We start from the raw sequence: 23047 nt of genomic DNA, 5'->3' as shown, positions 1-23047 counted from the left end.
TTATAATTTATTTAAAACATTTTTAAAATAATATGGCAAGTCTGTTTCAAATTCCATATATTTATTGCTTGTAGGGTGTATAAACCCTAATACTTTAGCGTGTAACACTTGACCTACTAAATTAAAAGGTTGTTTTTGTTTACCATATACAATATCTCCTAAAAGAGGATTACCTATATATGCCATATGTACTCTTATTTGATGTGTCCTTCCAGTTTCTAGTTTTAGTTTAATAAGCGTATGATTTTTAAATCTTTTTAAAACTTCATAATGTGTAACTGCTCTTTTAGAATTTTTATTTGTAACTGCCATTTTTTTTCTATCAATTGGATGTCTTCCAATAGGTGCATCTATTGTTCCTTTATCATTTTTTAAATTATTGTATACAATAGCGTAATATACTCTTGTCATAGAATGATTTTCTAGCTGAATAGCAAGATTTTTATGTGCTTTATCATTTTTTGCAACTACAAGTATACCTGATGTATCTTTATCTATTCTATGGACTATTCCAGGACGCATAATACCATTTATGCCCGATAAATTATCTTTACAATGATACATTAACCCATTAACTAATGTGCCTGTATAATGTCCATTAGCTGGATGAACAACCATATCTTGTGGTTTATTAATAAGTATAACATCATCATCTTCATATACTATATCTAATGGTATATTTTCTGGTAAAATATCTATTTCTTTTGGTTCTTCTATGTTAACACTAATAATATCATCTTTTCTAAGCTTATAATTTTTATTAATATTTTTATTATTTACTAATATTTGATTTTCTTCTATAAGCTTTTGTATTCTACTTCTTGATATGTCTTCTAAATTAATATTTAAAAAATTATCTATTCTTTTGTCTTCATCATCTTTTAATACTGTAAATTCTAAATGTATCAAACTAATCTTCCTTTTCTATTTTATGTTTTTTATCTTTTGAAAAAATAACTACTATTGCAAGTAAAAATGTCCCTACACAAACTAAAATATCCGCAACATTAAAAACAGCAAAATCTTTACCCCAAAAAATAAAATGAAACATATCTATAACATATCCTCTAAATATTCTATCTATCATATTGCCTATTGCTCCAGATATAATAAGTAAAAATGATATTTTGGTTATACTATTAAATTTATTTTTAGGTAATTTATAATAATATATACTACAAAAAATAACCGCACATAATGCTATGATTATAAACACCCATCTTCCACCTTTTAGCATACCAAAAGCAGCTCCTCTATTTTCTACATAAGTAAGATAAAAAAAGTCTTGTATTATTTTAACAGAACCTATTGGTTTTAGCTTTTCTAAACATGTCAATTTAACTAATTGGTCAATTATTATAAGTATTGTTGTATATATAATAGGTAATATTTTCTTCATTTTAACCCTCCAAAGAATATTTTATAGCATCTTTTATTATTTTTTCTGATATTTCATTTGTAGCAAATGCTTCTCCTATGTTTTTAAGCATAATTATCTTTATTTTCTTATCTTCATTTTTTTTATCATATATCATATTTTTATAAATATTTTCTATATTTAGTTTATTTTCACTATATAAATTAAAATATTTTAATATATCTTTAGCTTTTTCTAAATCTTCTTGTTGTAAATATCCTTTAATATAAGAAATATACATACTGGCTATAATGCCAATAGCTACACCTTGCCCGTGTAATACATTAAAATCTGTTTCTGTTTCTATAGAGTGACCAAAAGTATGTCCAAAATTTAAAATTTCTCTTATTTCTTGCTCTTTTTCATCTTTACAAACTATATTAGCCTTTATTTTACAAGATTGATATATCATTTTCTTTAAAATATTTTTGTCATAATTTTTTATTTTTTCTTTTTGGTATAATATAAAATCTAAAAATTCTTTATCTAAAATATATCCATGCTTTATAACTTCTGCCATACCATTTTCAAATTGTTCTTTTGGTAATGTTTCTAGCGTTTTAATATTTATATATACTAAAGATGGATTATAAAAACTTCCTATAATATTTTTTTTATTTAAAAAGTCTACTCCAGTTTTACCTCCAATGCTACTATCTACTTGTGATAATAAAGTAGTTGGTATTTGGATAAATTTTATACCTCTCATATATGTAGATGCTACAAATCCAGCTATATCTCCTACAACACCTCCACCAAGAGATATTATAAGGCTTTTTCTGTCTATATTATTATTTAATAAAAACTCATATATTTTATGTATTTGTGTTAAATTTTTACTTTTTTCTCCTGATTTTATTTTATATACATATATATTACTATTATTAAATAAATTTTTTATATCTTTTAAATAGTAATTAAATACATTATCATCGGTAATAATAACAATATTATTATGTTTTATATTATTTTTATTTAAATATTTTATAAGATTTGTAAAATCTTCTTCTATATATATTGTATATTTTCGTTTTATATTTATACTATACATAATCTAAATTCTCCTTATTTTTTAATATTTTAACACACTTATATATTTTTTTCTATACATTTTTATTATATATTTAATGGTTATCTTTTATATATTTATAACTTTATATGATTTTTTATAAAGTGCTTGTATTTTTTTAGTATTTAATATATAATATTGACTTATACATTAAACACAAAACTAGAAGGGAATGATTTTATGAAAAAAAAGAAAATAGGTCTTATTCCTAAGCTTATTATGGCTATATTATTAGGTATATTCTTAGGTTATTTTACTATGATTCTTTCAAACAAAGGCTTTAAAAGTTTTGAAATAATAATGTCCATAATTATTACATTAGCCAACTTTTTTAGCTTATTTTTAAAATTTGTAATACCACTTATGATATTAGCATTTATAACAAAAGGTATTGCAGACTTAACACAAGGCGCTGGTAAGCTATTAGGATTTACAACATTTGTTTCTTATGCTTCCACATTAATAGCTGGTACTATAGCATATATTGTTGCTATAAATCTTTTTCCACATTTTATATCGAGCAACTTGTTTAACAATTTAGCAGATGAAGGTGCTTTTATACAACCATTATTTTCAATAGATTTAAAACCACTTTTTGATGTTACTTCTGCTGTTGTTTTAGCTTTTGTTATGGGCTTATCTGTTAGTACAATGAGAGGTAAAGAGATAGGAAACGTTACTTATGACTTTTTTACAGAATTTTCTGCAATTATTACAAAAGTTTTAAATAAGGCTATTATTCCATTTTTACCATTTTATATTTTGTCTACATTTGCAAACTTAACATATAGTGGACAAGCATTTTCTATATTGTCTGTATTATGGAAAGTATTTTTAACAGTGCTTATTTTACACATATTATACCTTATTGCAATATTTATTTTTGCTGGGACTATTAGTAAGCAAAGCCCTATTAAACTATTAAAAAACCAAATTCCTGGATATCTTACTGCAATAGGTACTCAATCTTCTGCTGCTACAATACCTGTTAATTTAGCTTGTGCCGAAAAAAACAACACTTCTCCAGAAATAAGAGAATTTGTTATACCTTTATGTGCTAATATACATTTAGCTGGTAGTATGATAACTATTACATCTTGTGTAACAAGTGTTTTATTAATGAATAATATGGACATAAGTATTAGTACAATCATTCCTTTTATATTAACCTTAGCAGTTGTAATGATTGCCTCTCCTGGTGCTCCTGGTGGTGGTATTATGTCTGCCGTTCCATTTTTATCAATGGTCGGTATAGACCCAGACGGAGCCTTAACTGGCCTTTTAATAACATTATATATAACTCAAGATAGCTTTGGTACTGCTTGTAATGTATCTGGAGATAATGCTATTGCTATCATAGTAGATAAGTTTTATAAAAAACATATAAAGAAAAATTAATTTTTAATATTTAAAATTATATATTATGAGGTTGTAGACAAAGTCTACAACCTTTCAAAAAATAACAAGATTATTTTTTTGATGTACTGTATGAAAAAAGCAAGGTTTTCTCGCACAATGGGCTAAAGCCCACTAAAAACCTAGCTTTACGTATCCGTGGCAAAGCCACAGATACGATTAAAGATGGGAACTCTTCATTCTCATACTATCTGCTTTTTGTGTTATTCCTATTTTGCCTACAGTTTGATATTATTAATACATTTATATATAAAAAACTTTAAATAATTTAATTATTTCATAAAAATATAATAAAAAACTCTAAAAAGCTAATAAATATATTAGCTTTTTAGAGTTTTTTTAAAATTTTGTTGCTAAATATTTTTCAATAGATGTTATAGCATTTGCTCCATCAGAAACTGCTGTTACAACCTGCCTTAAAGCCTTAGTACGAACATCTCCTGCTACAAATACACCATCTACAGAAGTTTTACAATCTTCTGTTGCAACAATATAGTTGCTATCATCAAGTTTTAAATGCTCTTCAAATATATGACTATTTGGTATAATACCTATTGCTACAAATATACCATCTACTTCTATCATTTTTTTATCTTCTGTTTTAACATTAAATATATTAATAGCTGTTACTTCATTTTCTCCACATATTTCATCTACAACAGTATCCCATATTACCTCGATATTGTTAATAGAAAAAACTTTTTCTTGTAATATTTTTGCCCCTCTAAATTCATCTCTTCTGTGTATAAGATAAACTTTTTTACATATTCTTGATAAAAATATAGCATCTTCTAAAGCAACATCTCCACCACCAACAACTGCAACAGTTTTTTCTTTATAAAATGCACCATCACAAGTAGCACAATATGAAACACCTTTTCCATACAACTCTTTTTCACCTTTAACATCTAAAAGCCTATGTTGTGCTCCTGTTGCTATTATTACAGTTTTTGTTAAAAATTCATTTTTTTTACAATGGACTTTTTTAATTTTATCTGTTATTTCAAGCTCTAAAACTTCATCTTTAATAAATTGTGAACCCAGCTTTTCTGCATGTTGTCTAAATTTTTGTCCCATATCAAATCCATTTATTTCTGGAAGACCTGGATAGTTATCTACTTCATAAGTATTTAAAACTTGCCCACCACTCATATATTGCTTTTCTATTGTTATTGTTTTTAACTTTGCTCTTTCTGCATATATAGCCGCAGAAAGCCCCGAAGGACCAGAGCCTATTATTACTACATCATATATATCATTATTCATACTAATCACCTCAAATTTAATTATACTTTTATATTACATATTAAAAACATTTATGTCAATAATTATTTTGTTACTAATCTTTACCTTTTATATATTTAAAAAATATGCTATAATATTAATTATATATACTATTAGGAGGTAAAAATGAATAGTTTTTTTGACTTACAAAGCCCTGTGTGGCAATTTTTAGGTAAATTTTTTAATGCTTGTTTTTTAAGTATAATATATATTATATTTTGTATCCCCATTTTTACAATAGGTGCTGCCACCACCGCTCTATATTATGCCCTTTTAAAGCTAAACAAAGATGAAGAAAGTTATCTTATTAGAGATTTTTTAAAATCTTTTAAACAAAATTTTAAACAATGTACTATAGTTTGGTTTATACTTTTTATAATTGGAATAATACTTATAGTAGATATTTATTATTTCAAATTTATCCCTACTACTAAGGGACTTTTTATATACTATTTATTTTGTGTATTATTATTATTTTTTTCTATAATAAACTTATACATATTCCCTTTAATTGCAAAATTTGAAAATACTACAAAAAATATGTTTAAATTTTCTTTTATAATGGCTATCAAACACTTAGGTTGGACTATATTAATGCTTATTATATCTACTGTTACCATATTTTCCATACTACGTATTCCACCAGCTTTAGTATTTTTACCTGGAATATTAGCTTTTTTCAATTCTTACGTTTTAAATCATATTTTTGATATATATCTAAAATAATAATTAAACATACTTTAAATAATATAATAAAAATTTGTAACTAATATAAAATATAATTTATTTAGGGCTAAAGATTAAATCTCTAGCCCTATTTTTTATTTATCATCATTATGGTGAGAGCAACCTGAACAACTGTTGCTACAACCACAACAACCGCCTTTTTTCTTATCTTTAACTATTTTTAAAATTGATAAAATAGCAAATATTATTATAATTCCTAAAACAATATATGTTGCCAAAAAAATCACCTCTTTAATTATTATTACCTTTTCTAAACATCATATAAAGAGTAAATATTATTATTAAAATTGATATTATAGCACCTAAACCAAAATTAGCACCTAAAAATATTACACTTCCTAATTGATATATAACAAAAGAAACAAGATAAGCTACTAATGTTTGATAACCTATAGTCATTAATGTCCACTTCCAATTTCCCATTTCTCTTTTTATAGCACCTATAGCTGCAAAACAAGGAGCACATAACATATTAAATGCTACAAAAGAATATGCACTCATTGTATTAAACATAAGAGCTATTTGATTTGTTAATCCTAAATCTGTTTCGGCAACTTCACCTAAACCTAGTAATACTCCAAAGGTTGATACAAGTTGTTCTTTTGCTATAAGACCATTTATTGTTGCAACGGCTGCTTGCCATTTATTAAATCCTAAAGGAGCAAATATAGGAGCTATTATTTTACCTATTGTAGCTAAAATACTCTCTTCTGGGTCTACCATTTTTAAACTAAAATTAAATCTACTTAATAACCATAAAACAATAGAAGCTACAAATATAATAGTCCCTGCTTTTATTATAAAAGATTTAACTCTATCCCATATATGTCTTAAAACAGTTTTAACAGATGGTAAATGATATTGTGGTAATTCCATAATAAATGGTGATGTATCTCCACTAAATACTTTTAATTTTTTAAGTATTAATCCAGATATTAATATCATTACTATCCCTAAAAAATATATAGATGGACCTATAAGTGAATTATTAGGAAATAATGCAGCTCCAAATAATGCTATAACAGGTAACTTTGCACCACAAGGTATAAATGTAGTAACCATAACAGTTATTTTTCGTTCACGATGGTTTTCAATAGTTCTAGAAGCCATAATCCCTGGCACCCCACAACCTGTGCTTATAAGCATTGGTATAAAAGATTTGCCAGATAATCCAACTTTTCTAAAAATTCTATCCATAACAAAAGCTATTCTAGACATATATCCACAATCTTCTAAAAATGATAAAAAGAAAAATAAAATACACATTTGTGGAACAAAGCCTAATACAGCACCAACTCCGCCTACTATACCATCTATAATAAGGCTATGTAACCAGTCTGCAACATTAAGGCTTTCTAAAATACCACTAACAAAATTTGTTACATATTCTCCAAAAAACACATCATTTGTCCAGTCTGTAACAAAAGTACCAACAGATGTTACCGATATATAGTATATTAAATACATGATACCAAAAAATATAGGTAACCCTAAATATTTATTTGTTAATATATTATCTACTTTTGTAGATATATTATTATCTTTATCTTCTTTTTTTGTTAAAACTTCTTTAACTATATTTGTTATATAATTATATCTTTCATTTATAATTATACTCTCACTTTCATCATCAAATGATTGTTCTATATCTTTTATTATATTATCTATTTTTTCTTGTTTATCTTTATCTAAATTAATTTTTTCTAAAACTTTTTTATCTTTTTCAAAAACTTTTATACTATACCATCTTTTTTCTTCATCTACATCTATAATATCTTCTATCTCATTTAAAGCATATTCTATTTCACTAGAAAATATAGGTAAATTTTTATTTTTTTTATTATTTCTTAATGTTTTTAAACATTCATCTATAAGTATATTTAAACCATTACCTTTTAATGCAGATGTTTCTACTACCTGACAACCAATAATGTCTTTTAATTTTTCAACATTAATTACTTCCCCTCTTTTTTTAACAATATCCATCATATTAAGGGCAACTATTGTAGGTATACCCATCTCAAGAACTTGTGTTGTAAGATATAGATTTCTTTCTATATTAGAAGCATCAACAATATTTATTATAATGTCTGGTCGCTCATTCATAATATAGTCTCTTGTTACAACTTCTTCTAACGTATAAGGTGATAAAGAATATATCCCTGGTAAATCTACTATATTTATATCTTCATTATTCTTAATTTTACCTTCTTTTTTTTCTACTGTAACACCAGGCCAATTACCAACATATTGAAAACTGCCTGTTAATTTATTAAACATAGTTGTTTTGCCACAATTAGGGTTGCCAACTAAACCAATTTTTATTGGCATCTTTATTCACTCTCCTCTACTAATACCATATTTGCATCTTCTTTTCTTATAGTAAGCTCATATCCTCTTACATATATCTCCATAGGGTCTCCTAAAGGTGCTGTTTTTCTTACAAAAATATTAGCCCCTTTTGTAATACCCATATCCATAATTCGCCTTTTAACAGCTCCTTCTCCACATACTTTCAAAACTTTTATACTCGTTCCAACTTTCATATTACTTAATTTCTTCATAAAATAACACTCCTTTTATGTAACTAATAACAAAATATTTTACTATTAGTTATAGCTAACTTAATTTTACATTTACTAACAGGTTTTGTCAATATCTTTTAATAATTATTATCCACTTGACATTGATTATTATTAAGTATATAATTATTTGATAATTGGAGGTGTTGACTTGGAGTTAAGACAACTTATAGTTGAAACTAGTAAAAAATTAGCTCTTGAAAATGGGGTTCCTTCTATGAATATACGTCTTATTGCTAAAGAATGTAATATTGCCGTTGGCTCTATATATAATTATTTTTCATCTAAATCTGAGTTACTTATGTGTACTATGGAAAGTATTTGGAAAGAATTATTTAATGTTAATAGCAATAATCTTCATTTTGATAATTTTACAGATTGTGTAAAATGGCTTTTTAAAACAATAGATGCTTGCTCAAAAAAATATCCGGACTTTTTTGCACTACACTATGTAAACTTTAATGTTAATGAAAAAACTAAAGGACGTAAAATGAGAGAATACTTTTTAAATAATTTTAAAAATATTTTAATAAATTCTTTAAAAAATGATAAAAATATACGTAGTGATGCTTTTGATGAAAATTTAACACATAAAATATTTGTAGAATACGTATTTAATTTAATAATATTATCATTTTTACAAAATCAAAATGATTATAAACCTTTATTAAAATTTATAGAAAATAGTATATATTAAACATAAAGGGGCGTTAAAATTGAATATTAAAAAACATACTTTATTATTATTAGCTGGCTTTATATGGTTATTAGCCGGCTTTAATGTTTTACGTATAGGACTTATCACCTATGTAAAATACATTAATATTGTTAATATACTTTTATCTATTTTAATTTTTTTAATCTTTTGGCTTATGATATTTAAAAATTTAGTTTTTAAACACACTAATAGAATTAAAAATTTAGATGGCGAGCTTCATTTCTTTTTAAAATTTTTTGATAAAAAATCTTTTCTTATAATGTTTTTTATGATTTTATTTGGTGTACTAATAAGAACTTTTAATTTATTACCTGATGTATTTATAGCTGTTTTTTATTCAGGTTTAGGCTCTGCATTATTTTTAGCTGGAATATTATTTTTATATAACTATATACAATTTTTTAGACAAAATAAATAAAAACTATTTATTTTTATTAAAGGAGAATACTTATGAAAAAGCTAATTAATATTTCTTTTATTTATTTTATATTATCTATGATTGGTGGAGTTTTTTATAGAGAATTTACTAAATTTAATAACTTTTATGGTAAAACTTCTTTATCTATTATACACTTACATTTATTTGCATTAGGTACTATTATTTTTTTAATTTTATCATTATTTTCTATAAATACAAATATATTAGAACAAAAAAATTTTAAGAATTTTTTAAAACTATATAACATAGCACTACCTTTTATGATTATTATGATGGTTTTAAAAGGTATAATACAAGTTTTAAATATAAATATTACTTCTGCTATTAGTGCTTCTATAAGTGGTATAGCTGGTATATCTCATATTTTAATTTTAATATCTTTTATATTGCTATTTTTATCTTTAAAAAATTTAAATGTTGATAAAAATAATATACAATAAATCTTGAAAATATATACATTATATGTTATTATAGTAACTACTATAATAAGTGAGGTGTTTTAATGAAAATACAAGAATCTGGTGAAAATTATTTAGAAACTATCCTTATCTTGCAAAAAAGAAATGGTATAGCACGCTCTGTAGATATCGCAAATGAACTTAATTTTTCTAGAGCCAGTGTTAGTAGAGCTATGTCTTTATTAAAAGCCTCTGGTTATATAGAAATAGGTAATATAAATCAAATAATATTAACAGAAAGTGGCAAAGAAATTGCCGAGAAAATATATGCTAAACATTGTATATTAAAAGAATTTTTAATAACAATTGGAGTAAACAGCGATGTAGCTGCAGAAGATGCTTGCAAAATGGAGCATATTATAAGCGAAGAAACATTTAATTGTTTAAAAAATTTACTTGATTCATTAAACAATAAAAAAAGCTAAAGATAAATCCTTAGCTTGATGGTGTAGACTTTGTCTACACCCTTTTGTTGTAATAACAATAATATTACAACAAATATATCTTTTGAAAAAAGCTTATTTTTTCATAAAAGGGCTAAATCATCTAAAAATCTGCCTTTTTACATAATAAAAACAATACCTTGTATTAAAAAATATAAAGATAAATTAAAATCTATTATATAATTTGTCTTTAATCTAAAATATTTAGCTTTTTTATGAATATATATGGCAAGAAGTGTAATGTCCATAACCAAAATCTTTCCATATAGGTTCTTTTTCTTTACAAATATCCATACATTTAGGACATCTAGTATGAAATTTACAACCTTTTGGTGGATTAGACGCAGATGGTATATCACCTTGTAATATTATTCTATTCATTTTTTTGTCTGGGTCTGGTATAGGTATTGCACTAAGTAATGCTTCTGTATAAGGGTGTTTTGGGTTACTAAATAATTGTTCTTTTGTTGCAAGCTCAACAAGGCTACCTAAATACATAACCCCTACCATATCTGCTAAATATTCTACAACTGACAAATCATGAGATATAAAAAGATATGTTAAATTATTTTTTATCTGTAAGTCTTTCATAAGATTTATAACTTGCGCTTGTATAGAAACATCAAGGGCGGAAACTGGTTCATCTGCTATTACTAGCTCTGGACGAAGAGCTAAAGCTCTAGCTATACAAATTCTTTGTCTTTGTCCTCCAGAAAATTCGTGTGGATATCTATCTATATAATATCTTCTAAGCCCACATTCTTCCATCACTTGTAAGATATAGTCTTTAAAATTATCTTTTTCTACAATTTTATGTTCACGAACAGCCTCTCCTATTATTTCTCCAACTGGCATACGAGGATTTAATGATGAATATGGGTCTTGAAATATCATCTGAATTTTTGGTCTTAAAGCTTTTAGTTCCTTTTTATTTAGGCTAAATATATCTTTTCCATTTAAAATAGCTTCACCAGAGGTTGGTTCTACAAGTCTTATTAATGTTCTACCTATTGTTGTTTTTCCACAACCAGATTCACCAACAAGCCCAAAAGTTTGCCCTCTTTTTATAGAAAAAGAAACACCATCTACAGAACGCACTTTTCCAACTGTTTTTTGTAAAATATCAGATTTTATTGGATAGTGTTTTACAAGATTTTTTACTTCTAAAAGAACATTATCTTTATTATCCATTATTAATCCTCCTCTCTTTTGCTATAAAGATGACAAGCAACCTTGTGTGTATTGCTTATGTCTATTACATTTGGATATACTGTATCACAAATATCTATACAATTTTCACATCTATTTTTAAAAAAACAACCACTTGGCATATTTATAGGATTTGGGACTGCTCCTGGTATACAATATAACTTTTCTGTACCTTCTTGTAACACTGGACGAGATTTTAATAAACCTTTAGTATATGGATGTTTAGGATTTTTAAATATTTCCTTTACTTCGCCTTTTTCTACAACTCTTCCTGAATACATTATAACAACATAATCTGCCATTTCTGCCACAACGCCTAAATCGTGTGTTATAAGCATTATAGATGCATTTATTTTATTTTTTAACTCACGAAGAAGGTCTAATATTTGAGCTTGTATAGTAACATCAAGTGCTGTTGTAGGTTCGTCTGCAACAATAAAATTAGGATTACAAGCAAGCGACATAGCTATAACAACTCTTTGACGCATTCCTCCAGATAATTCGTGTGGATAACTTTTATATATCTCTTCTACACGAGATATTCCAACTGATTTTAAAAGCTCTAACGTTCTTTTTTTTCTACCCTCTTTTGTTTCTTGTGGCTCATGATAATAAATAACTTCTTCTATTTGTTTGCCTATTGTAAATATAGGATTTAAACTAGTCATTGGCTCTTGAAATATCATAGATATTTCTCCACCTCTTATTTTATTGTGTATGTTTTGAGGTAGCTTAGCTAAGTTTACTGTTTTTCCTAAAGATTTGCTATTATATCTAATTTCTCCACCTGCTATTTGCCCGTGTGGTGAAGGTAAAAGCCCCATAAGAGATAAACTTGTAACAGATTTTCCACAACCAGATTCGCCAACAACACCAACTGTTTTTCCTAAAGGTATATCAAAAGAAACACCATCTACTGATTTTACTGTACCAGCATCTGTATAAAAATATGTTTGTAAATTATCAAATTCTATTAAATTTTTATCGTTTTTCATTTGAGTAACATACTCTTCTTCTGGTATATTTTTTCTATTTTTTTGTTTTGTATATTCTTTAAACTTTTGTTTATTAAATTTTTTTATTTCTCTTTCTTTTTCTCTTATTTGCTTTTTATTTAAAGTCATATCTTTCACCTACCTTTTCATTTTAGGGTCAAAGGCATCTCTTAGACCATCACCGACAAAGTTAAATGCCATTACAAGCAACAATATAGCAATACCTGGTGGCAACCATATATTAATATAATTTTGCATAATAACAGAATTATTAACTGCATTAACCATATTACCCCAAGATGCATAAGGGAAAGATAAACCAACACCTAAAAAGCTTAATGTAGATTCTGTTAAAATAACGCTACCTAAATCCATTGTAGCCATAACAATTATTATAGAAGTAACATTAGGTATAAGATGTTTTATAATTATTCTTGGTGTTTTAAGCCCACAAGCCTTAGCAGCTTGCATATATTCCATTTCACGTATAGACAAAATTTGCCCTCTTACAAGCCTTGCAACAGAAGCCCACTTTAAAGCACCCATTATAATCATAAGTACGTATATTTTTTGTTGCCCAGGTACTTTCATACTAGCCATAACACCAGATATCATAAGCATAAGTGGTAAAAATGGTATACAATAAAATATATCAACAAGACGCATTATAAGCATATCTACCCATTTGCCATAATAACCTGCTATACCACCAAGCGTTACACCTATTAAAAGCTCTAATATAACAACACAAAATCCAAACATTAATGATATTCTACCACCATACATAAGGCGTGTAAAAACATCTCTACCGTCAGCATCTGTACCTAAAATATGTTCTTTAGATATAGGTGCTTTAAGGTTAATTTCTAATCCTGATTTTTCATTTGTTGTGTCATTTTCATTATCAATACTTATTTCATTGCCATTTTCATCTTTATAAAAAATTTCGTATTCTCCATAAGGTGAAAAAAAAGGACCTACTAAACAAAATACTAATATAAAACTTATAATAGCTAAACCTACCACTGCTAATTTATTTTTAAAAAATCTTTTCATTATTAAAGCACCAGGAGTTTGTATAGCTGTTATATTTTCTTGTTCTTCTCTTTCTTTTAAATTTTCCATAACAAACCTCCTGTTTACTAATTATATCTAACCCTTGGGTCAACTACTGCATATAATATATCTGAAATTAAAGTACCTAAAAGAGTTAAAACGGCTAAAAACATAAAATATCCCATTAAAAAAGGTACATCTCCTTGGTTAACGGCTTTTAATGCTATATTCCCAAGCCCATCTATAGAAAATAAGCCTTCTGTTATAATAGCCCCTGCAAATAATGAAGGTAAACTTCCACCTATCATAGTTATAATTGGTATTAAAGTGTTTCTAAAAGCATGTTTACCTACAACAACTTTTTCTGGAACCCCTTTAGCACGTGCTGTTCTAACATAGTCTGCATTTAAAACTTCTAGCATATTATTTCTCGTATATCTAAGCCAAGCTCCCATACTTGTAACAACAAATACTATTATTGGTAATATAAAATGTTTTCCCATATCAAGCAAAAGAGGTATTCCCTCTAAATTTTTACGAGCTGTAACCATACCTTGTAGCGGTAATATCCCCAAATCTATTGCAAATATTTTTTGTAAAACAGCTGCAAAAAAGAAGGAAGGAAGTGATATACCTGCAAGTGCAAAAGCCACTATGGAATAGTCTATTTTTGAATATTGCTTTGTAGCTGCAATAGTTCCTAAAGGTAATGCTATTGCAATTTGTATAATAAATGCTATAAAAGCTAACCAAAACGATATCCACATTCTATCTTTTATAACTTGTGTAACTGGTTGTTGAAAGACAAAAGATGTACCAAAATCACCTTTTAGGGCAGATAAGGCCCAATCTTTATAGCCTTCTAAAAGCCCTTTGTCAATACCATATAATTCTCTTAATTTTTGTCTCATTTCTTCTGTTATAGATGGATTACCAGATGTTATAGTTGTTATAAAATCTCCAGGCATAAAATGTATTATAGCGTATAATAAAAATGAAACCCCAACAAGAACAACAAAGCTAATTAAAATTCTTCTTATTATATATTGTTTCATTAAAATCATTCCTTTCTTTTATATCTTAAATAATTTAAGATTATGTGGAATAATATGTATACTAAACAAATTAATAATTAATTTTTATTAAATATACTTCCAAACCATAAACCTTTTATATATAACCATATTTATATTATAAATAACAATAATCAAAAACTATTATAAATTAAGACGCCTCTGAAAACTAAAAAATAATTTTATATGGTTATTTTAGTATAACTTCAGAAGCGTCTTATTTATTTTTTATTGAAAATTATTTCATTTCTATAGTGTGATATTCATCTCTAAATGTATGATATGGAGATGATGTTCTATAAACTGTATCTATTTTTAAATTATCGCTAAATATATTAAGGTTTTTTCTTTGATAAACAGGCATAATAACTGCATTTTCCATAATTAAATCAAGCTCTTTAGCTACAAGCTCTTTTCTTTTTTCAAAATCTAAAGTGCTAGCTACTTGTTCTATAAGTTTATCCACCTCTGGGTCTTTTAAATTATATCTATTAGACCCTGCTTTATCTGCAAAAGAGCTATGGAATATTTGTGTTAAGTCACAGTTATTAGAATCGCCCCACGCAAGAGCAAACATATCTAAATCTCCACTATTAAGTCGGTCTGAAAGAGCATTAAACTGTAAATCTGATACAATAAACTCGGCTCCCATTTCTTCCATATCTATTTTCATTTGTGAAAAAATACCTGCCGTTGGATGAGATTTTAAGTCGCCAACACCTACTTCTACTTTAAGTTGATTACCATTTTTATCTACAAGTTTTCCGTTAGAATCCTTTTTATATCCAGCTTTTTCAAAATATTCTAAGGCTTTAGCTTTATCATATTGATAATAAGGTTTTGCACCTTCTGGATACTCTGGTAAAGTGCTAGTCATAGGTCTTTCTATAACCTCTGCTAAATCTCCAAAATATGATTTTACTGCAGGTTCTCTATTCATAAGACACATTAAACCTTTTCTTACGTTTATATCTGGTATACGGTTAGCATCAATACCTATATATCCATAACCATTATTGTCTGTTAAATTATATTCAATGCTTTCTGCCTCAAGCCTTGCCATTGTTTCTTTATCTGCTGATGGGTCTGCAATATCAACTTCGCCGTTTACTACAACATCAACTTTATTATTTTCTGAAACAACTTGGAATTTTAAATTTGGAGTTTTTGGAGCTCCTTTAAAGTAATTAGGGTTTGCCTCTAATGTGGCTATATTTTTATCATAACTTTTAAATATATAAGGACCACTACCCATTGGCATTGAATTTCTAGATTTTGGTACTGTCATATCGCCTTTTTTATATTCTTTTCCATCTTGTGAAATACCATAATAATGTTTTGGTAAAATATATTGCTCTGCAAGAAGCCTATCACCAATAATATTTACACCATCAACAAGTACAGTACAAGTTAAGTCATCAATTTTTTCTATACCTGATATTTCTGTAACATTATCTCCACCCTCTCTATACTCTTTAAGCCCTACAATATTTAATGAGCTAAGGGTGTTCATTCCATCATATGTTGGGTCTACTGCTAATTTTAATGAAAATATATAATCATCTATAGTAACCGGTGTACCATCTGAAAATGTAACACCGTCTTTTAATTTTATTGTGTATTTAACTTGAGTAGTATTGCCAGAATTATCTTTTATTTCTTCGGTGGTTATAGAACCTGCATTATCTATAAGGTTGTTTTCATCATCTAAGCTGCAAACAGTTGAAAAACAAGGGTCAAATACATACTTATCAAAAGCACTTGTGTAAAATAAAGGGTTAAATATACCATTAAGCTCATTTACACTAACAACTAATGTATCATATTCCGAATTTGTTTGTTGATTAGTCGAAATATTTGTGTCTTCATTACTCTCTTTAGAGCCACAAGCAACTAATGAAAATGTCATAGTTCCTATAAGTACCATTGCCAAAAATTTTTTAAATTTCATTCGCAATTCCTCCTCACAAAACATAAATAACCAATAAACATTATTAATAATTATACATACTTTTTGAATATTTATGTATAATCAATTTTAATAAAAAAAATTTAATTTATGTTTTTTATTTTTTATATTAAAGAATATATTATAACAAAAATATATAAATGTCAATTAAAAATAAAAATTAAGTAATAACACAACTTGTTATTTTTTTATAAAAATAATAAATTAAAGTAATAAATTTTGATTTATTTTTGCAAATATTTTTTAATTATTTTAAAAATAAATATAAATTTTATAAATTTATATAATTTATTATAAAATTTATATACATTTTTAATAAAATTTATATTTTAACAAAATATGTATTTTTATATAAATTTATAAAAAAAATATATTAATAATATTTTTTTATACTATGCATAAAAATTCTAGTCATAATGTAATATTTTCATTTAACTTGTTTAAAAAACAATATTTTTATGATATTTTATTATTATATAATAAATCTGACTTTTTTACATTAATTTAAACATTAAAAGATAAGTTTTTTATTAAAAAGGCATAGACAAAGTCTACACCCTTAAATATTATTTTAATTATATTTTATTTTGGTAATACTATAATTGGTTTTTCTTTAGATTCTCTATATACAACTATTTTTTTACCTATAATTTGAACAATATCTGATTTTGTTCTTTCACTAATAGCTGATGCTATATATTTTATATCATCCATGCAATTATTAAGCACTGTACATTTTATTAGTTCTCTAGCTTCCAATGCTTCATCTATTGCAACCACTAGCTCAGGGCTTACTCCACCTTTTCCTATTTGAAAAATAGGGTCTATTTTATTAGACAATCCTCTAAGATATGCTCTTTGTTTACTATTTAACATAATATTTCCTTTCCATTATTAAAACTATTTATAATAATCAAATTCTAAATCATATATTTTAACAGTATCGCCTTCTTGAATACCTTTTTCTTCTAAAGCCTCTATAATACCTTTATCTCTAAGATATTTTTGAAAAAATGCAAAGCCTTTTTCTGTATCAATATTAGTGTATCCCATCATTTTTTCAACACCAACACCTTCTACAACATAATAACCACTGTCTATGTTAGTTATTGTAAACGGCTCACTATCTACACTTACATCTACATAAGGTGAAAAGTCTTCTTCAAATACAATATCTTCTGGATAATCTTTTAATATATCTGCAACTGCTGCTAAAAGATTATCTAAGCCCTCATTAGTTGCCGCAGATATAGGAAAAACTTTTATTCCTTTTTTTTCATAAATTTCTTTTATTTTTTTAAAGTTTTCTTCTGCCTCTGGTATATCCATTTTATTACAAGCTATTACCATAGGTCTATCTAAAAGATTTTCATTATATTTTTTTAACTCTTCATTTATTTTTTCTATATTTTCAAGAGGACACACCCCTTCAAGACCTGCAGCATCTACAACGTGGATAAAAACTTTTGTTCTTTCAACGTGTCTTAAAAACTCATGGCCAAGCCCAATACCCTCGCTAGCACCTTCTATAAGTCCTGGTATATCTGCCATTACAAAATCACTCCCCCATTTACTTCGTACAACTCCTAAGTTTGGAGATAATGTTGTAAAATGATAATTAGCTATTTTAGGGTTAGCATTTGTAACCATTGATAAAATCGTAGATTTACCAACATTTGGAAACCCAATAAGCCCTACATCTGCTATAAGCTTTAGCTCTAAAATAACATCATATTCTTTTGCCGTTCTTCCTCTTTCTGCATATCGTGGAGCTTGTCTTGTTGGTGTTGCAAAATGTTGGTTACCTTTTCCACCTTTTCCACCTTTTATAATAACTTTCTCTTCAAATGGAACAACCATATCTGCCATTACTTTTCCACTTTCTGATTCTCTTATTATAGTACCTACTGGAACTTTTATTATAACATCTTTACCATTAGCACCAGTACAATTTCTTTTGCTACCATCTACTCCATTTTCTGCTTTAAAAAGTTTTTTATATCTAAAATCCATTAAAGTGTTTATGCCTTCATCTGCAACAAATATTACGTTGCCACCTTTTCCACCATCACCACCATCAGGACCACCGTTTGTTACATATTTAGCTCTATAAAACGATACACAACCATTGCCACCGTTACCAGCTTTTATATGAATCTTTACTCTATCTACAAACATATTATCCTCCGTATTTTATCCTATTTTATACTTAATAAATTATATCATATAAATATTTAAAATTCAATTATAATGTTTTTTATTATACTTTTATAATATTTTATATAACTAAGCTAATTTTTTTATTAATATTTGTTAAATATTAATATTGCAATTATTCTTAAAAAATTGCATAATTATATATAAGGAGGTGTTATATGATGAAAATATTAAATAAGGTTCAAAAAGTAGACTTATACGGCTCTAATCTACATAAAACAAACAAAAAAGCCGAAAAAACAAACGAACGTTTATCTTCTGGAAAAAAGATAAACAAAGCTGGTGATGATGCTGCTGGTCTTGCTATTGCTGAAAAAATGAATGCACTTATACAAGGTATAGGTAAAGGTGTAAACAACACTTACGATATGCAAAATGCTTTAAAAACAGCAGACGGTGCATTAGGAAGTATAGGAGATAGTTTACAAAGAGTAAGAGAGCTTAGCTTACAAGCTTCTAGTGGTATTTTAAGTGACAGTGATAAAAAAATTATCCAAGAAGAAATAAACCAAACTTTAGCCAGCATTAATGATATGTCTAACAATACACAATTTAATGGACAAAACCTTTTAGATGGTAGCTTTAAAGATAAAAATGTGGCTATGAATCAAGATGGCTCTGGTACAACTATATCTATAGGTGCAGTAAACACTGACTCTTTAGGCTTAGGTAATTTTAGTGTTATGGGTGATAAAATAGATATAGATGCTATTGATAAAGCTATAAATGATGTGTCAACTGCAAGAGTTCAAATTGGTGCACAAATAAATAGATTTGATTATGATATTTCTTCTAATTCTAACTCTGAATTAAACACTATTCAGTCTAAAAGTAAAATATCTGATGCAGATATGGCAAAAGAATCTATAGATAGAAGCACTAATAAAGTTTTAATTCAATATGGTATATTTGCTCAAAAAAATAAAACACACACTCAATATAATATGCTTAATGTTTTATTTTAATTTATAGATAATAATGAGGGTGTAGATTTTATCTACACCCTTAAATATTTATTTAATTTATTCTTACTTCTGGTCCTTTTATATCTATCATTGAATTTAATTTTATTTCACTTCGTTTACAATTCATCTTTATTTCTTCATTTGCTATTATTTCAATTTTTTCTTCTGCCTCTATTCTTATTTCTTTTCCACTTTTTAATAATATTGGTTGTGTACTTATTATTTCTATTCCTGTATTTTGATTCATTTTTATGTATACTACTCTATCTTCACCTGTATCTTTTTCTTTACCATTTATACAAGTTATTAATATTTCATCTGGTGCAAACTTTATTTCTTTTCCATCTATTGTTCTAAAGTATTTTATATTAGGATTATTTATTTTATCTGTATCTTTATCACCCACCCTAATAGAACTTATCCCCATAGCTTCACTTTCTTCTTTTGTTGGAAAATATATATATACTGTATCGTTTATTTCAGGCATACAATACCAACCAATATTTCCTTCTGCTGTATACATTGTTGAATATAAAAATTCCCACGCTGTTTCTTCATCTTGATTTTCGTCTATTTCTAAATGTACTTTTATTCTATCTTGTATAGGCTTTAATACTCTTCCTTTTATAGATAATCCTACTATTTTATCATTATAAAATCTATCTCTTGTTAAGCCTTTTTTATTGCATATTTCATATTCAAATTTTAATATACCATCTTTTAAAAATGCTCTTTTTTTACTTATATATAAATCAAAATCTTGATATTTTATTTTACTATAAATATCAAAGTTTTCTATTGTTTCTATTTTAAATCTTATACTATCAATCTCTGACAAATTCTCATTATAATTTTCTTTTGATATAAGATAATTTTTTATGTTTTTTTCTAATATATATTTATATTCCTCTACATTTCCTATATTTTTTCCTTCTCTAATGCCAAACATTATGTTAGCTCCTTCATCTGCTCCTAAAGGAATTAAACCAACATTAAATCTAGAAGCTAATCTCTTTATAAATTCCCAATCGGTTTCTTCATATTGTAAAATAAGATTTTCAATTTTTTTACTTTCTGTTGCAAAATCTAATATTTGGCTTGACGAATAATCACTTGCTATTTTATCTATTATATCTTTATATGTCATATTTTTATCTTGAAACGAGCGATTTTTCTTTTTTATATCTAGCTTAAATGAATTTGATACACAATTTAATGTTAAATAATATACACTTCCTATATGTCTTATTTCAGATTTTTGTATTATTCCATTAAATATTACTGTTGGTGTTTCTTTTTCTGTTCTTATTTGTATTGGACTAAATGCTGTTATATGTTTTACAAAAAATTCTTCGTCTTCTTCTTTTAAAATTCCTGTTATGCTACAATAGCAATGTTTATTTATTTCATATTTCATTTCAAAATCTATTATTTCTTGCAAATTTGTAATATTTGTTTTTAAATCTAAATATGTTATTGCATCTACCATTATACCACCTCTATTCTTTTGTTTGACCCGATTTTTCTATTTTTATTATTCCACCATTTAAACAAGGTAATATACAGTTATCTAACAAGGCTACTTCTCCTTGTATTTTGTGATTTTTATCTGCTAATTGCCATTTTAATAATATCATTGGTATACAAGGAGTTGGTGGATTAGTTTTTTTACAGCTACAAAAATTTGTTATATTAACACCTAATACATTATCTGATATTACAGCTTGTGGTTCTCCATTTATTAAAGCATTTTTATCTCTAGATACCTTTAGTTTTGATTTACCTGTTCCTAGTGTACAACTTAGGGTTGCACCATCTCTTACATTTTTTGCCATACATTTTCTCCTTTCTAAAATTTTAACTATTTATATAATAAATCTCTATTTTTATTTATGTAGTTATTTTACAAGATATTTTAAATATCTATAGATATATTATTACTTATGTTATATTATTTTGTCAATCATTTACTTAATTAAATAATAATATAAAATTAAAATTAAATTTAAGATAAAATATTTTAGACTAATTTTTTTATTTTTTTTAAGGTTTTAACCTTTGTTTATAGCCTTAATATTTTAAAAATATTATAGCTATAAAAATTATTGCTTTTTACAAAAATATATAGTAATATAAAAAATATAATAAGTATATAAAAGGAGGGTTTATATGTTTGCACTAGCTATTTTATATTATTCTATATTAGCATTAGTTATAGTTGGTACAATAGGTATAATTTGTATAAAAAATAAAATTATACAAAACATAATAATATTTTTAATGATTATCTTATCGTTATGTATAGGCTTTTTATCATTTACTTCTTTTCCAAGTAACTATATAATACAAAAAATATTAGCATTATTTATAAGCATAATACCTTTAATTTGTATTGTTCTACTCTACTATAAAAAAATAAACTGGGCTATATTTAAATATTTAGTTATATTATCAACAATTATAGGAACAATTTATTTAATATTTTAATAATTAAAAGGAGTGTTTTTATGATAGATGAATATGTTACTTTAACTATAAAAAAACAAAAAAATATAGCTCTCATAGCTCATGACAATAAAAAAATTGAGCTTATAAATTGGTGTAAACAATATAAAGAAATATTAGAAAAACATAACCTTTATGGAACAGGTACAACCTCTAAAATGATATCTCAAAATACAGACCTTAAAATAAAAGGATTTAATAGTGGTCCTTTAGGTGGAGACCAACAAATAGGAGCTAAAGTTGTAGAAGGAGAGATAGATTTTATTATATTTTTCTCAGACCCATTAACAGCTCAACCACACGACCCAGATGTAAAAGCTCTTCTTCGTATAGCTCAAGTTTATGACATACCTATTGCAAACAATAAATCTTCAGCAGATTTTATGATAACATCTAAATTTATGGACGAAAACTATGAACATAAAGTTTTAAATTTTCAAAAACATATTGAAAATCGTATTAAATTTTATAATTTTTAAAGGAGA

The 23047-nt window shown here is 26.2% G+C and carries 25 protein-coding genes; 9 read left to right on the top strand and 16 right to left on the bottom strand.

The genetic code is table 11. The annotated features are described in order from the left end of the window. From NBW53_RS02165 to aroB, 3 genes are read right to left on the bottom strand one after another with little or no spacing between them, the layout of a single operon-like run. A complete protein-coding gene (locus NBW53_RS02165) occupies positions 1-909 on the bottom strand; it encodes an RluA family pseudouridine synthase (RefSeq protein WP_250278485.1) in 909 nt (302 codons plus the stop codon). Position 910: 1 nt separating this feature from the next. Further along, on the bottom strand, positions 911-1399 hold the full coding sequence (gene lspA, locus NBW53_RS02160) for a signal peptidase II (protein ID WP_250278484.1): 489 nt from the start codon (positions 1397-1399) through the stop codon (positions 911-913). A 1-nt stretch (position 1400) separates the two neighbouring features. Then, positions 1401-2468 carry a 3-dehydroquinate synthase gene (aroB, locus tag NBW53_RS02155; RefSeq protein ID WP_250278483.1) on the bottom strand — a complete coding sequence of 356 codons (1068 nt, stop codon included), beginning with the start codon at positions 2466-2468 and terminating at the stop codon, positions 1401-1403. A 198-nt stretch (positions 2469-2666) separates the two neighbouring features. Between aroB and NBW53_RS02150 the strand changes: the two genes are divergently transcribed. Beyond that, positions 2667-3884, top strand: a complete 1218-nt coding sequence (locus NBW53_RS02150; RefSeq protein ID WP_250278482.1) for a dicarboxylate/amino acid:cation symporter — start codon at positions 2667-2669, stop codon at positions 3882-3884. A gap of 357 nt (positions 3885-4241) precedes the next feature. On the opposite strand, the gene trxB is transcribed toward NBW53_RS02150, so the two are convergent. Beyond that, a complete protein-coding gene (gene trxB / locus NBW53_RS02145; RefSeq protein ID WP_250278481.1) occupies positions 4242-5168 on the bottom strand; it encodes a thioredoxin-disulfide reductase in 927 nt (308 codons plus the stop codon). A 144-nt stretch (positions 5169-5312) separates the two neighbouring features. On the opposite strand from trxB, the gene NBW53_RS02140 reads away from it, so the two are divergent. Next, a complete protein-coding gene (locus NBW53_RS02140) occupies positions 5313-5912 on the top strand; it encodes a YesL family protein (RefSeq protein WP_250278480.1) in 600 nt (199 codons plus the stop codon). Positions 5913-6007: 95 nt separating this feature from the next. Here NBW53_RS02140 and NBW53_RS02135 read toward each other — a convergent pair whose 3' ends face one another. From NBW53_RS02135 to NBW53_RS02125, 3 genes are read right to left on the bottom strand one after another with little or no spacing between them, the layout of a single operon-like run. Beyond that, positions 6008-6151, bottom strand: coding sequence for a FeoB-associated Cys-rich membrane protein (locus NBW53_RS02135; protein ID WP_330651626.1), 144 nt, complete (start codon positions 6149-6151; stop codon positions 6008-6010). 13 nt (positions 6152-6164) lie between these two features. After that, positions 6165-8264 carry a ferrous iron transport protein B gene (feoB, locus tag NBW53_RS02130; protein ID WP_250278478.1) on the bottom strand — a complete coding sequence of 700 codons (2100 nt, stop codon included), beginning with the start codon at positions 8262-8264 and terminating at the stop codon, positions 6165-6167. Positions 8265-8266: 2 nt separating this feature from the next. Next, the gene (locus tag NBW53_RS02125) at positions 8267-8497 is read right to left on the bottom strand and encodes a FeoA family protein (RefSeq protein ID WP_250278477.1); all 231 of its coding nucleotides are present in this window, start codon (positions 8495-8497) and stop codon (positions 8267-8269) included. Positions 8498-8666: 169 nt separating this feature from the next. On the opposite strand from NBW53_RS02125, the gene NBW53_RS02120 reads away from it, so the two are divergent. The 4 genes from NBW53_RS02120 (at position 8667) to NBW53_RS02105 (ending at position 10555) form a co-directional block, all read left to right on the top strand. Next, complete coding sequence (locus tag NBW53_RS02120; protein WP_250278476.1) at positions 8667-9212, top strand: TetR/AcrR family transcriptional regulator; 546 nt, start codon at positions 8667-8669, stop codon at positions 9210-9212. Positions 9213-9231: 19 nt separating this feature from the next. After that, entirely contained in the window at positions 9232-9651 is a 420-nt protein-coding gene (locus NBW53_RS02115) for a hypothetical protein (protein ID WP_250278475.1), read from the top strand. Between the two features lie 32 nt (positions 9652-9683). Beyond that, positions 9684-10112, top strand: a complete 429-nt coding sequence (locus NBW53_RS02110; RefSeq protein ID WP_250278474.1) for a DUF2871 domain-containing protein — start codon at positions 9684-9686, stop codon at positions 10110-10112. Between the two features lie 62 nt (positions 10113-10174). Then, positions 10175-10555: a metal-dependent transcriptional regulator gene (locus NBW53_RS02105; RefSeq protein WP_250278473.1), complete on the top strand. Its 381-nt coding sequence runs from the start codon at positions 10175-10177 to the stop codon at positions 10553-10555. A gap of 231 nt (positions 10556-10786) precedes the next feature. Here NBW53_RS02105 and NBW53_RS02100 read toward each other — a convergent pair whose 3' ends face one another. The 7 genes from NBW53_RS02100 to obgE form a co-directional block, all read right to left on the bottom strand. Beyond that, positions 10787-11764 (bottom strand): ABC transporter ATP-binding protein, encoded by a 978-nt coding sequence (locus tag NBW53_RS02100; protein WP_250278472.1) that lies wholly within the window; start codon positions 11762-11764, stop codon positions 10787-10789. Positions 11765-11766: 2 nt separating this feature from the next. Further along, positions 11767-12906: an ABC transporter ATP-binding protein gene (locus NBW53_RS02095; RefSeq protein WP_250278471.1), complete on the bottom strand. Its 1140-nt coding sequence runs from the start codon at positions 12904-12906 to the stop codon at positions 11767-11769. Between the two features lie 9 nt (positions 12907-12915). Then, on the bottom strand, positions 12916-13902 hold the full coding sequence (locus tag NBW53_RS02090) for an ABC transporter permease (RefSeq protein WP_250278470.1): 987 nt from the start codon (positions 13900-13902) through the stop codon (positions 12916-12918). A 17-nt stretch (positions 13903-13919) separates the two neighbouring features. After that, positions 13920-14888: an ABC transporter permease gene (locus NBW53_RS02085; RefSeq protein WP_250278469.1), complete on the bottom strand. Its 969-nt coding sequence runs from the start codon at positions 14886-14888 to the stop codon at positions 13920-13922. A gap of 256 nt (positions 14889-15144) precedes the next feature. Further along, on the bottom strand, positions 15145-16857 hold the full coding sequence (locus NBW53_RS02080; RefSeq protein WP_250278468.1) for an ABC transporter substrate-binding protein: 1713 nt from the start codon (positions 16855-16857) through the stop codon (positions 15145-15147). A 600-nt stretch (positions 16858-17457) separates the two neighbouring features. Next, a complete protein-coding gene (gene yhbY / locus NBW53_RS02075; protein WP_250278467.1) occupies positions 17458-17751 on the bottom strand; it encodes a ribosome assembly RNA-binding protein YhbY in 294 nt (97 codons plus the stop codon). Positions 17752-17775: 24 nt separating this feature from the next. After that, positions 17776-19053: a GTPase ObgE gene (obgE, locus tag NBW53_RS02070; RefSeq protein WP_250278466.1), complete on the bottom strand. Its 1278-nt coding sequence runs from the start codon at positions 19051-19053 to the stop codon at positions 17776-17778. Between the two features lie 197 nt (positions 19054-19250). Here obgE and NBW53_RS02065 point away from each other — a divergent pair, with 197 nt between their 5' ends. After that, a complete protein-coding gene (locus NBW53_RS02065; RefSeq protein ID WP_250278465.1) occupies positions 19251-20057 on the top strand; it encodes a flagellin in 807 nt (268 codons plus the stop codon). 52 nt (positions 20058-20109) lie between these two features. Here the strand turns inward: NBW53_RS02065 and NBW53_RS02060 are convergent, their stop codons facing one another. Together NBW53_RS02060 and NBW53_RS02055 are read right to left on the bottom strand one after the other, a co-directional pair. Continuing rightward, positions 20110-21546: a contractile injection system protein, VgrG/Pvc8 family gene (locus tag NBW53_RS02060; RefSeq protein ID WP_250278464.1), complete on the bottom strand. Its 1437-nt coding sequence runs from the start codon at positions 21544-21546 to the stop codon at positions 20110-20112. 10 nt (positions 21547-21556) lie between these two features. Next, the gene (locus NBW53_RS02055) at positions 21557-21892 is read right to left on the bottom strand and encodes a DUF4280 domain-containing protein (RefSeq protein ID WP_250278463.1); all 336 of its coding nucleotides are present in this window, start codon (positions 21890-21892) and stop codon (positions 21557-21559) included. Between the two features lie 334 nt (positions 21893-22226). Here NBW53_RS02055 and NBW53_RS02050 point away from each other — a divergent pair, with 334 nt between their 5' ends. Both NBW53_RS02050 and NBW53_RS02045 read left to right on the top strand, forming a co-directional pair. Further along, the gene (locus tag NBW53_RS02050) at positions 22227-22544 is read left to right on the top strand and encodes a hypothetical protein (RefSeq protein ID WP_250278462.1); all 318 of its coding nucleotides are present in this window, start codon (positions 22227-22229) and stop codon (positions 22542-22544) included. A gap of 20 nt (positions 22545-22564) precedes the next feature. Next, on the top strand, positions 22565-23041 hold the full coding sequence (locus tag NBW53_RS02045) for a methylglyoxal synthase (protein ID WP_250278461.1): 477 nt from the start codon (positions 22565-22567) through the stop codon (positions 23039-23041). The last annotated feature ends 6 nt before the right edge of the window (positions 23042-23047 follow it).

It is taken from the genome of [Clostridium] colinum, assembly GCF_940677205.1.
Taxonomy (GTDB): Bacteria; Bacillota; Clostridia; order Lachnospirales; family CAG-274; genus Tyzzerella; species Tyzzerella colina.
This window is presented reverse-complemented; position numbering and strand designations above follow the sequence as displayed.